13 protein-coding genes are annotated in these 12,689 nt (G+C 64.5%); 12 read left to right on the forward strand and 1 reads right to left on the reverse strand.

All coding sequences use genetic code 11. The features are described 5' to 3' along the window. Positions 1 to 150 precede the first annotated feature (150 nt). A complete protein-coding gene (locus tag H5V43_RS01995) occupies positions 151 to 885 on the forward strand; it encodes a phosphatidylserine decarboxylase (RefSeq protein WP_025547850.1) in 735 nt (244 codons plus the stop codon). Further along, positions 885 to 1,661 carry a CDP-alcohol phosphatidyltransferase family protein gene (locus H5V43_RS02000; protein WP_025547851.1) on the forward strand — a complete coding sequence of 259 codons (777 nt, stop codon included), beginning with the start codon at positions 885 to 887 and terminating at the stop codon, positions 1,659 to 1,661. The genes H5V43_RS01995 and H5V43_RS02000 overlap by 1 nt, the downstream gene beginning before the upstream one ends. A 3-nt stretch (positions 1,662 to 1,664) precedes the next feature. On the opposite strand, the gene H5V43_RS02005 is transcribed toward H5V43_RS02000, so the two are convergent. Continuing rightward, complete coding sequence (locus H5V43_RS02005) at positions 1,665 to 1,967, reverse strand: hypothetical protein (RefSeq protein WP_244968647.1); 303 nt, start codon at positions 1,965 to 1,967, stop codon at positions 1,665 to 1,667. Between the two features lie 172 nt (positions 1,968 to 2,139). On the opposite strand from H5V43_RS02005, the gene rpsB reads away from it, so the two are divergent. The 10 genes from rpsB (at position 2,140) to H5V43_RS02055 (ending at position 12,683) form a co-directional block, all read left to right on the forward strand. After that, positions 2,140 to 2,898, forward strand: coding sequence for a 30S ribosomal protein S2 (rpsB, locus tag H5V43_RS02010; RefSeq protein WP_025547855.1), 759 nt, complete (start codon positions 2,140 to 2,142; stop codon positions 2,896 to 2,898). Between the two features lie 98 nt (positions 2,899 to 2,996). Next, positions 2,997 to 3,923 (forward strand): translation elongation factor Ts, encoded by a 927-nt coding sequence (gene tsf, locus H5V43_RS02015; RefSeq protein ID WP_044661795.1) that lies wholly within the window; start codon positions 2,997 to 2,999, stop codon positions 3,921 to 3,923. A gap of 170 nt (positions 3,924 to 4,093) precedes the next feature. Further along, positions 4,094 to 4,819 carry a UMP kinase gene (pyrH, locus tag H5V43_RS02020; RefSeq protein ID WP_020821031.1) on the forward strand — a complete coding sequence of 242 codons (726 nt, stop codon included), beginning with the start codon at positions 4,094 to 4,096 and terminating at the stop codon, positions 4,817 to 4,819. 6 nt (positions 4,820 to 4,825) lie between these two features. After that, on the forward strand, positions 4,826 to 5,383 hold the full coding sequence (gene frr / locus H5V43_RS02025; protein WP_025547858.1) for a ribosome recycling factor: 558 nt from the start codon (positions 4,826 to 4,828) through the stop codon (positions 5,381 to 5,383). A gap of 43 nt (positions 5,384 to 5,426) precedes the next feature. Beyond that, entirely contained in the window at positions 5,427 to 6,203 is a 777-nt protein-coding gene (locus H5V43_RS02030) for an isoprenyl transferase (protein WP_025547860.1), read from the forward strand. 5 nt (positions 6,204 to 6,208) lie between these two features. After that, positions 6,209 to 6,988: a phosphatidate cytidylyltransferase gene (locus H5V43_RS02035; RefSeq protein WP_025547861.1), complete on the forward strand. Its 780-nt coding sequence runs from the start codon at positions 6,209 to 6,211 to the stop codon at positions 6,986 to 6,988. Then, entirely contained in the window at positions 6,985 to 8,142 is a 1,158-nt protein-coding gene (locus H5V43_RS02040; protein ID WP_025547862.1) for a 1-deoxy-D-xylulose-5-phosphate reductoisomerase, read from the forward strand. The genes H5V43_RS02035 and H5V43_RS02040 overlap by 4 nt, the downstream gene beginning before the upstream one ends. After that, entirely contained in the window at positions 8,139 to 9,272 is a 1,134-nt protein-coding gene (rseP, locus tag H5V43_RS02045; RefSeq protein WP_025547864.1) for an RIP metalloprotease RseP, read from the forward strand. Before H5V43_RS02040 ends, rseP begins: the two co-directional genes overlap by 4 nt. A 112-nt stretch (positions 9,273 to 9,384) precedes the next feature. After that, positions 9,385 to 12,024, forward strand: coding sequence for an outer membrane protein assembly factor BamA (gene bamA, locus H5V43_RS02050; RefSeq protein ID WP_025547866.1), 2,640 nt, complete (start codon positions 9,385 to 9,387; stop codon positions 12,022 to 12,024). After that, positions 12,024 to 12,683 (forward strand): OmpH/Skp family outer membrane protein, encoded by a 660-nt coding sequence (locus H5V43_RS02055; protein ID WP_025547868.1) that lies wholly within the window; start codon positions 12,024 to 12,026, stop codon positions 12,681 to 12,683. The genes bamA and H5V43_RS02055 overlap by 1 nt, the downstream gene beginning before the upstream one ends. The last annotated feature ends 6 nt before the right edge of the window (positions 12,684 to 12,689 follow it).

Here is a 12,689-nt window from a genome sequence, read left to right on the forward strand (position 1 = left end):
TCTCGTTCGGGTGGAATTTGCGACCGCCCTAGGCAAAGCGACGGCAATGTTCAACCGTCCAATGCCCTTTGCAGGATTGGAACATTTCATGGCTCCTGCGACGGTATCGGACGTTGTCACTGCAAGTGTCTGTCCTTAAAGACGGTGCCCATGGAAAATGACGAACTGACGGTCGCACTGGGCGGCAATGTGAAATGGCGCTTCCCCTCCGTGCATCCGGAGGGCGTGAAATTCGGCCTGATCGCGGCGGCCATCACCGCGCTGCTGTTCCTGGTCGGCTGGGAAATCCTCGGCTGGCTGATGGTGATGGTGACCATCTGGGTGCTGGCGTTCTTCCGCGATCCGGTGCGCGCGGTGCCGCAGGATGAGCGGGCCATCGTCGCCCCCGCCGATGGGCTGGTGACGCTGATCCAGCGGGTGCCGCCCCCCCGCGAGATGGCGGGGGCGGATGGGCTGGGCGACCAGCCTATGATCCGCGTGTCGATCTTCATGAGCGTGTTCGACGTCCACATCAACCGCACGCCGATCGGCGGGACGGTGAAGTCGGTGGTCTATATTTCGGGCAAGTTCCTGAACGCCGATCTCGACAAGGCGAGCGAGGATAATGAGCGCCAGCATATATTGGTGGAGCGGCATGACGGCGTGCGCATCGGCTTCACCCAGATCGCCGGATTGGTGGCGCGGCGGATCGTGCCGTTCGTGAAGCCGGGCGACATGGTCGCGGCTGGACAGCGCATCGGCCTCATCCGTTTCGGCAGCCGGGTCGACGTCTATCTGCCCGCCGGCACCGCGCCGCGCGTGGTGCTGGGGCAGCGCACCGTCGCGGGTGAGACGATCCTGGGCCAGATCGGTGACATGCGCGTGATTTCGGGGATTCAGCAATAATGCGGCAGCGGCGCGCCATCCCGCGCGGATTGCGCCGGGGGATCACCCTGCGGATGGTGGCGCCCAACGCCGTGACCGCAATGGCCCTGTGCTTCGGCCTGACCGGCGTTCGCTACGGCATATCGGGCGAGTGGGAGAGGGCGGTGCTCTCCATCCTCATTGCCGGGGTGCTGGATGGGCTGGACGGGCGCATTGCGCGGTTGTTGCGGGGGGAGAGCCGCTTCGGGGCCGAACTCGACTCCTTGTCGGACTCCATCGCCTTTGGCGTGGCGCCGGCGCTGGTGCTCTATCTCTGGTCGCTGAACGCCATGCCGAAATTCGGCTGGATCTTCGCGCTCGCCCACGCGCTGTCCTGCGCACTGCGGCTGGCGCGGTTCAATGCGAATATCGACGCCGATGTTCAGCCGCACAAATCCGCCGGTTTCCTGACCGGCGTGCCGGCTCCGGCAGGTGCGGGGCTGGCCTTCGTGCCGCTCTATCTCTGGCTGGTGACGGGCGAGCCGCTTTTTCGGGAATGGTATGTCGTGGCGCCCTGGACCGCCTTCACGGCTTTCCTGATGATCTCCAACATCGCGACTTATAGCTGGTCGGCGCTGCGCCTGCGCAAACGCATCCGGCTGGAGGCGATCGCGCTGGCGGGCCTGCTGGCGGCGCTGCTGATCACCGATCCTTGGCTGACGCTGCTGGTGTTGTGCGCCTTCTACCTTGCGCTCATCCCCTTCGGCATGATGTCCTATGCCAAGGTGCGCCGCCAGCGGGCGGGCGAGGAAGCGTAATCCTCAGGCGGCCAGGACCGCCGCCGCAAAAGCAGGCGTGGTCTGCCGTGCAGAGGGTGACGCGCGCCGCCGGCTGATGCGCAGGCGATAGACCGGCGTTTCCTGCGGAATGGGTTCGAACGTCAGCGCCGCGACCATCTTGTCATGATAGGCCAGGAACATGCCGATAATGGTGCCTGCGGCCAGCAGGAAGGATCCGATGAAAACAAGTGCTGCGACCAGTGCGAACATATGCAGCTCACTTTCTGTCTTGCCATTTGCACGGCTTGGTTCACTATAGGCAGGCAAACGGCGTGAATCCGCCATTTGTTCCCGATGTTCTCCTTATGTTCCATCCGGAATGGAGAGTCAAGCCCCTTGCATTGATATTCCGACGCCGTTAAAGGCGCGCCCATTCCACATGGGAATCGACATATCCGGTGCTGTGCGTGACGCCCAGTTCCTGATTCCCAGAGGTGTAACCGGAAGGAGAAATATTATGGCGGCTCCTGTCGTCACCATGCATCAATTGATCGAGGCCGGCGCGCATTTCGGCCACCAGACCCACCGCTGGAACCCGCGCATGAAGCCGTACATCTTCGGTGAGCGCAACGGCATCCACATTCTCGACCTGTCGCAGACCGTGCCGCTGTTCGGCCGCGCGCTGGACTTCGTGTCGGCGACCGTCGCCGCCGGCGGCAAGGTGCTGTTCGTCGGCACCAAGCGCCAGGCGCAGGACCCGATCGCCGAAGCCGCCCGCAAGTCGGGCCAGCATTTCGTCAACCATCGCTGGCTGGGCGGCATGCTCACCAACTGGAAGACCATTTCGGGTTCGATCAAGCGTCTGAAGACCCTGGAAGAGAAGCTGTCGGGCGACACCCACGGCTTCACCAAGAAGGAAGTCCTCCAGATGACCCGCGAGCGCGAGAAGCTGGAACTGTCGCTGGGCGGCATCCGCGACATGAACGGCATCCCCGACGTCATGTTCGTGATCGACGCCAACAAGGAAGAACTGGCGATCAAGGAAGCCAACACGCTGGGCATCCCGGTCGTTGCGATCCTCGATTCGAACGTCTCGCCCGACGGCATCGCGTTCCCGGTTCCGGCGAACGATGACGCCAGCCGCGCGATCCGCCTTTACTGCGACGCCGTCGCCGCCGCCGCCACCAAGGGCAACCGCGGTGCGCAGCAGGCTTCGGGCGTCGACCTGGGCGCTCTGGACGAGCCCGAGGCCGAAGAGGTCGTCGCTCAGGCCTGAGACGCGGTCTTCGAACTGCAAAATTGACAGGCTAGGGCGCGCTCCACTGGAACGCGCCCTGCCGTTTTTCTGAAACATTGAACTTTAGGAGCCGAAACATGGCCGAGATTACCGCTGCTGCCGTCAAGGAACTGCGCGACCGTTCGGGCGCGGGCATGATGGATTGCAAGAAGGCGCTCACCGAAGCCAATGGCGACATCGAAGCGGCGACCGACTGGCTGCGCGCCAAGGGTCTGGCCGCCGCGCAGAAGAAGTCGAGCCGCACCGCCGCCGAAGGTCTGGTCGGCGTCGCCGTCGCCGGCACCAAGGGCGTGGCCGTCGAAGTGAACAGCGAAACCGACTTCGTCGCCAAGAACGACCAGTTCCAGGATTTCGTCCGCACCGTGTCGGTCATCGCGCTGGAGAACGGCGTGGCCGATGCCGAGGCGCTGTCGAACGCGGCCTATCCCTCGGGCGGCACGGTCGCCGAGAAGCTGGTCGCCAACATCGCCACCATCGGCGAGAACCAGACCCTGCGCCGCGTCGGCCAGGTCGAGGTGAACCAGGGCGTGGTCGTTCCCTATGTCCACAACGCCGCCGCTCCGGGCCTGGGCAAGATCGGCGTGCTGGTCGCGCTGGAAGGCGATGCGCCCGCCGACGTCCTGGAGCCGCTGGGCAAGCAGATCGCGATGCACATCGCCGCTGCCTTCCCGCTGGCGCTGTCGGCCGCCGACATCGATCCGGCCCTGCTGGAGCGCGAGCGCGCCATCGCCGCTGAAAAGGCCGCCGAATCGGGCAAGCCTGCCGAGATCGTCGCCAAGATGGTCGACGGCGCCGTCGCCAAGTTCGCCAAGGAGCAGGCCCTGCTCAGCCAGCTCTTCGTGATGGACAACAAGACCCCGGTTGCCGATGTCGTCGCGAAGGCGGCGAAGGATGCCGGCGCGTCGATCACGCTGAAGAACTATGTCCGCTTCCAGCTCGGTGAAGGCATCGAGAAGGAAACGAGCGACTTCGCCGCCGAAGTGGCCGCGGCCGCAGGCGTCTGATCCGATAGTTCGTTCGCTTCGGCGGTGTCGGGAGGCTCAGGCTTCTCGACAAGCCGGAAGCGGGCGCTAAGGAAGTTCGGGGTTTCCAAAACCCTGCTTCACAACATGGCGCGCGCTGCTTAAGGTGCGCGCCATTTCCTTGCCCGATCATAAAAGGAATATTGCCCCGCATGTCTCGCCCAGCCTTCAAGCGCATCCTGCTGAAACTTTCGGGCGAAGTGCTGATGGGGCAGGGGCAGTTCGGCATCGAGCCGGAGACGGTGAACCGCGTCGCGGGCGAGATCGCGGCGGCGAAGGATGCGGGGTTCGAACTGTGCGTCGTCGTTGGCGGCGGCAATATCTTCCGAGGCCTGGCGGGCGCCGCCAAGGGTTTCGACCGGGCGAGCGCCGACTATATGGGCATGCTGGCCACCGTCATGAACGCGCTCGCCGTGCAGAATGCGCTGGAGAAGCTGGGCTACGACACGCGCGTCCAGTCCGCCATTCCGATGGCGTCGGTCTGCGAACCCTATATCCGGCGCAAGGCGGTGCGGCATATGGAGAAGGGACGGATCGTCATCTTCGCGGCGGGCACCGGCAGCCCCTTCTTCACCACGGACACCACGGCGGCGCTGCGGGCGGCCGAAATGGATTGCGACGCCCTGTTCAAGGGGACCAGCGTCGACGGCATCTACAATGCCGATCCCAAGAAGGTGCCGGATGCGGCCCGCTATGAAGCGATCAGCTTCGACCAGGTGCTGAACGACAATCTGAAGGTCATGGACGCGAGCGCCATTGCCCTTTGCCGCGAAAACAATATCCCCATCGTCGTGTTCAACATCCGCGAAACCGGCAATCTGGCCAAGGTGCTGGCCGGTGACGGTGTGGCGACGATCGTGCAAAATCAGGAGCGCTGAAACAAAATGGCTCAATATGACAAGGCCGACCTCGAACGCCGCATGGCGGGTGCCCTGGAATCGCTGAAAGGCGATCTGTCGGGCCTGCGCACGGGCCGCGCCAATATCCAGCTTCTCGATCCGGTGACGGTCGAGGTCTATGGCGCGCATATGCCGCTTAATCAGGTCGCGACCGTTTCCGCGCCCGAACCGCGCATGCTTTCCGTGCAGGTGTGGGACAAGAGCAATGTCGGCCCGGTCGACAAGGCTATCCGTTCGGCGGGGCTGGGCCTTAACCCCATCGTCGACGGCCAGACGCTGCGCCTGCCGATCCCCGACCTGACCGAGGAGCGCCGCAAGGAACTCGCCAAGCTCGCCAGCAAATATGCCGAGGGCGCCCGGATCGCCGTCCGCAATGTCCGCCGCGACGGCATGGACAGCCTGAAGACCGACGAGAAGAAGGGCGAGATCAGCGAGGACGAGCGCAAGCGCAAGGAAACCGAAGTCCAGAAGCTGACCGACAGCACCATCGCGGACATCGACGCGGCGGCTGCGGCGAAGGAAAAGGAAATTCTCGGTCAGTGATCCGGGGCTTTCCTTTCGCGGCCAAAGCACGCATTCCTGTCTGATGGCCACCCAAGCCAAAACCGATCTGACCAGCGGCGCGCCAGCCCATGGCGCGCGCCCCAAGGATGTTCCGCCAGGAACGGCCATGCCTCGTCACGTCGCCATCATCATGGACGGCAATGGACGCTGGGCGAAGAAGCGCTTCCTGCCCCGCATCGCTGGCCATCGGGCGGGGGTGGAGGCGGTGCGCCGCGTCGCCCGCGCCGCGCGGGAACTGGGTCTGGAATGCCTGACGCTCTACGCCTTTTCCTCGGAAAACTGGAAGCGTCCGGCCGGCGAGGTGGCGGACCTGATGGGCCTGCTGCGTCATTTCATCCAGTCCGACCTTGACGAATTCCATGCCAATGGCGTGCGGCTGCGCATCATCGGCAATTATCGGGCGCTCGATCCCGCGCTGGTGGCGCTGATCGACAATGCGGTGGCGCGGACCGCGGGGAACAGCGGGCCGATCATTGCCATAGCGCTCAACTATGGCGCGCAGGACGAACTGGTGCGCATGGCCCAGACGCTGGCGCGCCGCGTGGCCGCCGGCGAGATCGCGGCGGAGGAGATCGGCCTCGCCGATGTCGATGCGGCGCTCTACACCGCAGACCTGCCGCCGCTGGACCTGATGATCCGGACGTCGGGGGAACAGCGGCTCAGCAACTTCATGCTGTGGCAGGCCGCCTATGCGGAGCTTTACTTCACGGACATGCTGTGGCCGGATTTCGACGGGCGGGCGCTGGCTGCCGCACTGGACGCCTTCCGCCTGAGGGACCGCCGTTTCGGCGGGCTGTGACAGGCATGTCGAGCGAGCTTCGCACCCGCGCCATCGTCGGCGTCGTGCTCATCCTCGTAGCGTTGGCGGCCCTGTTTTCGGGCGGCTTCCTTTTCTGGATGCTGCTGTCCGTGGCGGGCGTGCTGATGCAGGGGGAGTGGGGCGACCTGACCGGAGCCACGCCGGAGAACCGCAAGCTGGCGATGTTCGCCGTCTCGGTGCCGCTGGCGATCCTTTGCCCGGCGGCGGCCGGCGTGTCCTGGCTCGCCTTCACATTGATGGCGGCCGCCTTCTTCTTCGTCGCGCTGGTGGGCCGGTCGGTCAAGCTGGCGCTGGGCGTGCCCTATATCGTCGTGCCGGTGATGGCGCTGCTTTTCCTGCGCGAACAGGCGCCCAATCTTCAGGGGTTGCTGCTGACCCTCTGGGCGCTGGGCCTCGTTTGGGCGACCGACATCGGCGCTTATTTCGCCGGCCGGTCCATTGGCGGGCCGAAGCTGGCTCCGCGCGTCAGCCCGTCTAAGACCTGGGCCGGCCTTGGCGGTGGGGTGCTGGCTGCGCTGACCGTGGGTTTCCTGCTCTACCGGTTCGCGGACCTGCCGGTTCAGCTTGCCGCGGCAAGCGGCCTGCTGGCGGTCGCCGCGCAGCTGGGCGACCTGTTGGAAAGCTGGATGAAGCGCCGTGCAGGGGTGAAGGATAGCGGTACGCTGCTGCCCGGCCATGGTGGGGTGATGGATCGGTTGGACGGGGTGGTCGCCGCCGCGCCGCTGGCCGCGATCTGCTATATGATCCTGGTGCAATTGCCATGAAGAAGGTGTCGATCTTCGGCGCGACCGGATCGGTCGGCATGTCCACGCTGGACCTGATCCAGCGCGATCCGGACAGCTATAGCGTCGTTGCGCTGACCGCGCATGGCGATGTGGCGGGTCTGGCCGCCGCCGCGCGGCAGAGCAATGCCGCGATCGCGGTGATCGGGGACGAGACCCGCTATGACGCGCTGAAGGATGCGCTGCGCGGTTCCGGGACGGAGGCGGCGGCCGGCCAAGGCGCGTTGGTCGATGTGGCCGGTGCAGGCGCGGACTGGAGCATGGCCGCCATCGTCGGTTGTGCGGGGCTGCGCCCGACCATGGCGGCGTTGAAGGCGGGTGGCACGGTCGCGCTCGCCAACAAGGAATCGCTGGTGTCGGCGGGTGCGCTGATGATGGACGCGGTCGGTGCGTCGGGCGCGACGCTGCTGCCGGTCGACAGCGAACATAATGCCATATTCCAGTGCCTTGCGGGCAGTCGCATGGAAGATGTCGCAAGGATCACCCTGACCGCGAGCGGCGGCCCCTTCCGCACCCGCAGCCGGGAGGAGATGCGCGGCATCACCCCCGCGCAGGCCGTCGCCCATCCCAACTGGTCCATGGGCGCGAAGATCAGCGTCGACAGCGCGACGATGATGAACAAGGGGCTGGAACTGATAGAGGCGGCGCATCTCTTCCCAGTCGGGCTCGACCGGATCGAGATCCTCGTCCATCCGCAATCGGTCATCCACTCCATGGTCGAATATCGCGACCGCTCAACCCTGGCGCAGCTTGGCTCGCCCGACATGCGCATCCCCATCGCCCATGCGCTGGCCTGGCCCGATCGGATCGCTACCCCTTGCCAGCCGCTGGACCTCGCCCGGATCGGCCGCCTGGATTTCGAGGCGCCGGATGAGCATCGCTTCCCCGCGCTGCGGCTGACCCGGCAGGCGGCGGAGGCGGGCGGCGCCGCGCCCGCCATATTGAACGCCGCCAATGAGGTCGCCGTCGCCGCCTTCCTCAAAGGCGCCATAGGCTTCCTTGATATCGCCATGATTGTGGAGGATGTCCTGAACCGCTATAGCGCGCCTGTGCCCCGCCAGATCGACGATGTGCTGGAAGCGGATGCGCAGGCGCGTAATATGGCTGCACAAGTGATGGAAAGATTGACCGCTTGATCCAGAATCCCGGTTTCCTGTTGACCGTAGTCGCATTTGTGGCGGTCATCGGACCGCTCGTCTTCGTGCATGAGCTGGGCCATTATCTGGTGGGCCGCTGGTGCGGGGTGAAGGCGGAGGCCTTTTCCATCGGATTCGGCCCGGAAATCGCGGCCTGGGTGGACAGGCGCGGCACCCGCTGGCGCCTGGGGGCGCTGCCGCTGGGCGGCTATGTGCGTTTCAAGGGCGACATGAACGCGGCGAGCCAGACCGATCCCCGCTGGCTGGAAATGCCCGCCGCCGAACGGGCCGAGAGCTTCCCTGCCAAGCCGCTATGGCAGCGGGCGGCCATCGTCGCGGCCGGGCCGGCGATCAACTTCCTCTTCGCCATGGCGATCCTTGCAACCTTCGCCTTCGTCCATGGCGAGAGCCGTACCCCTGCGGTCGCCGGGCAGGTGCAGCCCGGCAGCGCGGCAGCGGCGGCTGGCATCGTCGCGGGCGACCGCATCGTCTCGCTCAACGGGCGGGAAATGACGACCTTCGACGATATTCGCCTGTTCGCGCAGATCCGCCCCGGCGAACCCGTCACCATCGTGATCGACCGCCGGGGCAAGCTGTTCGAGAAGCAGGGCAAGGTCGGCGCGGTCGAGGAAGATGACGGCTTCGGCAACAAGTTCCGCATCGGACGGCTGGGCATCGCGCCGGGTGAGCCGGTGATCGAGCCCGTCAGCCTGGCCCGAGCCCCGGTCGTCGCCGTGGAGCGGACGGGTCAGATCATCCGCACCATGGTGGAGACGCTGGGCCAGATCGTGGGGGGCGGCCGATCGGTCAAGGAACTGGGCGGCCCGCTCAAGATCGCTGAGGTTTCCGGTCAGGCGGCGACGCTGGGGGTGGAGAGCTTCGTCTTCTTCATGGCGCTCATCTCGATTAACTTGGGGTTCATCAACCTCTTGCCAATCCCGATGCTGGATGGCGGGCATCTGCTGTTCTATGGGGTGGAGGCGATACAGCGGCGACCGGTCAGTCCGCAGGTGCAGGAATGGGCCTATCGCTCGGGCCTGGCGGTTCTGCTGGCGATGATGGTGCTGGTAACATTCAACGATTTATCCTCTTTCGGCCTCTGGGATCGTCTGTCCGGCTTGATCGGCTGAGCCGTATCGGGCAGGAGGACGCGATTTGGCGCCGTCTTTCCGGATGTGAACGGAATGGGTCCGGCGTGAACGACATGTTGCTTTTTTGTAGAAGGTGGAGCGGGTGACAGCGATGATGAGCAGCAACAGGCAGCGCCCGGTCGTCGTGGCCCTGTTGGCGACGACGATGATCGCGGGCATGTCTGCGATCCCGGCGATGGCTCAAAATGCCCCGCCGGCTGCCGCGCCTGCGCCCGTTCCGGCAGCCGCGCCAGCGGCCGGAACCATCCGCACCATCTCCGTCACTGGCCAGCAGCGCCTGGAGCCGGATACGGTGCTGTCCTACACCAAGCTGCGGATCGGCCAGCCCTTCACCCAGGAATCGCTCGACCAGGCGCTGCGCGACCTTTACGAGACGGAGCTGTTCGCCGACGTCCAGATCCGCAACGACAATGGCGCGCTGACCGTAGAGGTTAAGGAAAACCCGGTCATCAACCGCATCGTCCTTGAAGGTAATAAGCGCCTCAAGGAAGACAAGATACGTCCCGAAATAAAACTGGCTCCGCGCCAGATCTACACCCGCTCGAAAGTGCGCGCCGACGTCGCCCGCATCATCGAGCTGTATCGCCGGCAGGGCCGCTTCGCCGCCACGGTCGAACCGAAGATGGTGCAGCTTGACCAGAACCGCGTCGACATCGTCTTCGAAATTTCCGAGGGGCCGAAATCCAAGGTCCGCCAGATCAACATCATCGGCAATGAGAAGTTCAAGGACGGCGAACTGCGCAGCCAGATGGTGACCAAGCAATCGCGCTGGTTCCGCATCTTCTCGTCGGGCACCAGCTACGATCCGGATCGTCTGGCCTATGATCAGCAGAAGCTGCGCCAGTTCTACCTGACCGAAGGCTATGCCGATTTCCGCGTGATCTCCGCCGTGGCGGAACTGACGCCGGACAAGCAGGACTTCATCATCACCTATGTGGTCGAGGAAGGGCAGCGCTACAAATTCGGCGATGTGAAGGTCAACAGCGACATTCGCGACCTGTCCGGCGATTCGCTGACCAAGATGCTGCCGATGAAGAAGGGCGACTGGTACAACGCCAAGCAGGTCGAGGACACCGTCGACACGCTGAGCGAAACGGCGGGCCTGTTCGGCTATGCCTTCGCGGACGTCCAGCCGGACTTCCAGCGCGACAAGGATACGCTGACGATGGGGATCGACTTCCGCATCGCCAATGCGCCGCGCGTCTATGTCGAGCGGGTCGACATCAACGGCAACACGCTGACCCAGGACAAGGTCGTGCGCCGCGAATTCCGCCTGGCGGAGGGCGATGCGTTCAACAGCTTCCTGGTCAAGCGGTCGAAGGACCGCATCAATTCGCTGGGCTTCTTTCAGGAAAAGCTGGACATTGAGCAGAAGCCGGGTTCCGCGCCGGACCGCATCGTCCTGGAAACCAATGTGCAGGAAAAATCGACCGGCGAATTGTCGCTTTCGGCCGGCTTCTCCTCGCTGGAGCGTTTCATCGTCGCGGCGTCGATCACCCAGCGCAACTTCCGCGGCAAGGGCCAGGAACTGCGCACCAGCGTCAACTATTCGGCTTATTCCAAGTCGGTGGAAGTGGGCTTCACCGAGCCCTATTTCATGGACAAGAATATCGCACTGGGCGGCGACATCTATCGCCGCGACCTCAACAGCTTCCGTTATCTGAACAATAACGACCGCGACACGACCTATGAACAGACGACGACCGGCTTCCAGCTTCGCGCGGGCGTGCCGATCACGGAATATATGTCGCTGGCGCTGCGTTACACGTTGAATCTGGACGACGTGACGCTCGACAAGGATACCTACTACTCCGATCCCGATGGCGCAGGTCCGCTGGGACTTCAGTGCGATCCGCTGCTGGCCGGACGCTATCTTTGCGACGCCATCGGCAAGCGGACGACGTCGTCGCTGGGCTATTCTCTGATCTACGATACCCGCGACAACCGCATTCGTCCGACACGGGGCCATAATGTCGTTCTCAGCCAGGATTTCGCGGGTCTGGGCGGCAGCGTCAAATATGTGCGCACGCGGTTGAACGGCTCCAAATATTGGCCTGTCGGCGGTGGGTTCATCTTCTCCGTCTCTGCGGAGGGCGGCTATATCCACAGCCTTGAAGGCGACCGCCGGGACGCTTCGAACGAGCTGGTCGACAAGGTTCGCCTGACGGATCGCTTCTTCCTGGGCAATCCGCAGATTCGCGGCTTCGATATTCGCGGCATCGGCCCGCGCGTGAAGCGCTATTACCTGCAGTCGCAGACCGATTCGAGCGGCAATACCACCTATGTGCGGGGGGAAGGGAACAATAATGTTTCCGACGACGCCCTGGGCGGCAAGGTCTATTATCTGGCGCGGGCGGAGATGGAAATTCCGCTGGGCTCGGGTGCGCGTGAAATGGGCCTGCGTCCCTCGATTTTCGCGGACGTCGGCGCGGTCGCCGGATTGCGCAATCCCCGCACGACGAATTCGAACGGCATCTGCGCCGACAACACGACCGGTTCGCGCAGCGAGGCGGGGACTCCCGGCACGTGCGGGACCAACCAGACCCTCATCATCGGACCGTTCGAGGAGGAATATCTGGGCGATACGCTGAAACCGCGTGTCGCCGTGGGCTTCGGCGTCAACTGGAACTCGCCCTTCGGGCCGTTCCGCATCGACATCGCCAAGGCCCTGCTCAAGGAACCAGGGGACGACACTCAGCTCATTAGCTTCAACGTAGGGACTCAATTCTGATGAAGACGATTTTCAAGGCTGCGGCGCTGGTTCTCGCGCCGATGACCGCCATGGCGCTGACCAGCGTCCCGGCCGCTGCCCAGTCGAAGACCGGCATCGCCGTCGTCGACCTGCAACGCGCCGTCGCCACCAGCTCGGCCTATTCGACCGCGCGCACGCAGATCCAGACCACCTACAAGGCGCAGATCGACGGCTTTACCGCACGCAAGAATGCGATCGACGCCGATCTCAAGGCCAAGGGCACGGCCCTGGAAGCCGCGATGAAGGCAGCCGGTGGCAAGCCGACCCCGGCGATCCAGACCCAATATGAGGCCTATCAGAAGGCCGGTCAGGACGGCCAGGCCGAACTGCAGCGCCTGGGTCAGCCGATCGCTCTCGCCAACGCCTATGTCGAGGAGCAGATTTCGGCCAAGCTGTCGGATGCGCTGAAGTCCGCCATGACCAAGGCGAAGGTCGACCTGATCCTGTCGCCCGACGCGACCGTGTCCTATCAGCCGACCGTCGACATCACCCAGTCGGTGGTGACCGAACTCAACGCGCTGGTGCCCAGCGTCGGCATCACCCCGCCGGCCGGCTGGCAGCCGGGCCGTCAGGGCCAGGCCGCTGCCGCTCCGGCCGCTGCTCCCGCCAATCCGTCGCAGCAGCCGACCTCGCGCTGATCGCTT

This window comes from Sphingobium fuliginis (assembly GCF_015074805.1).
Lineage (GTDB): Bacteria > Pseudomonadota > Alphaproteobacteria > Sphingomonadales > Sphingomonadaceae > Sphingobium > Sphingobium fuliginis.

What these genes read in the sequence shown, in the direction of transcription:
- H5V43_RS01995 (WP_025547850.1), top strand. Translation starts at nt 151, where the DNA reads ATGGAAAATGACGAACTGACGGTCGCACTGGGCGGCAATGTGAAATGG.
- H5V43_RS02055 (WP_025547868.1), top strand. Translation starts at nt 12,024, where the DNA reads ATGAAGACGATTTTCAAGGCTGCGGCGCTGGTTCTCGCGCCGATGACC.
- bamA (WP_025547866.1), top strand. Translation starts at nt 9,385, where the DNA reads ATGATGAGCAGCAACAGGCAGCGCCCGGTCGTCGTGGCCCTGTTGGCG.
- tsf (WP_044661795.1), top strand. Translation starts at nt 2,997, where the DNA reads ATGGCCGAGATTACCGCTGCTGCCGTCAAGGAACTGCGCGACCGTTCG.
- H5V43_RS02035 (WP_025547861.1), top strand. Translation starts at nt 6,209, where the DNA reads ATGTCGAGCGAGCTTCGCACCCGCGCCATCGTCGGCGTCGTGCTCATC.
- H5V43_RS02005 (WP_244968647.1), bottom strand. Translation starts at nt 1,967, where the DNA reads ATGGCGGATTCACGCCGTTTGCCTGCCTATAGTGAACCAAGCCGTGCA.
- H5V43_RS02000 (WP_025547851.1), top strand. Translation starts at nt 885, where the DNA reads ATGCGGCAGCGGCGCGCCATCCCGCGCGGATTGCGCCGGGGGATCACC.
- H5V43_RS02030 (WP_025547860.1), top strand. Translation starts at nt 5,427, where the DNA reads ATGGCCACCCAAGCCAAAACCGATCTGACCAGCGGCGCGCCAGCCCAT.
- frr (WP_025547858.1), top strand. Translation starts at nt 4,826, where the DNA reads ATGGCTCAATATGACAAGGCCGACCTCGAACGCCGCATGGCGGGTGCC.
- H5V43_RS02040 (WP_025547862.1), top strand. Translation starts at nt 6,985, where the DNA reads ATGAAGAAGGTGTCGATCTTCGGCGCGACCGGATCGGTCGGCATGTCC.
- pyrH (WP_020821031.1), top strand. Translation starts at nt 4,094, where the DNA reads ATGTCTCGCCCAGCCTTCAAGCGCATCCTGCTGAAACTTTCGGGCGAA.
- rpsB (WP_025547855.1), top strand. Translation starts at nt 2,140, where the DNA reads ATGGCGGCTCCTGTCGTCACCATGCATCAATTGATCGAGGCCGGCGCG.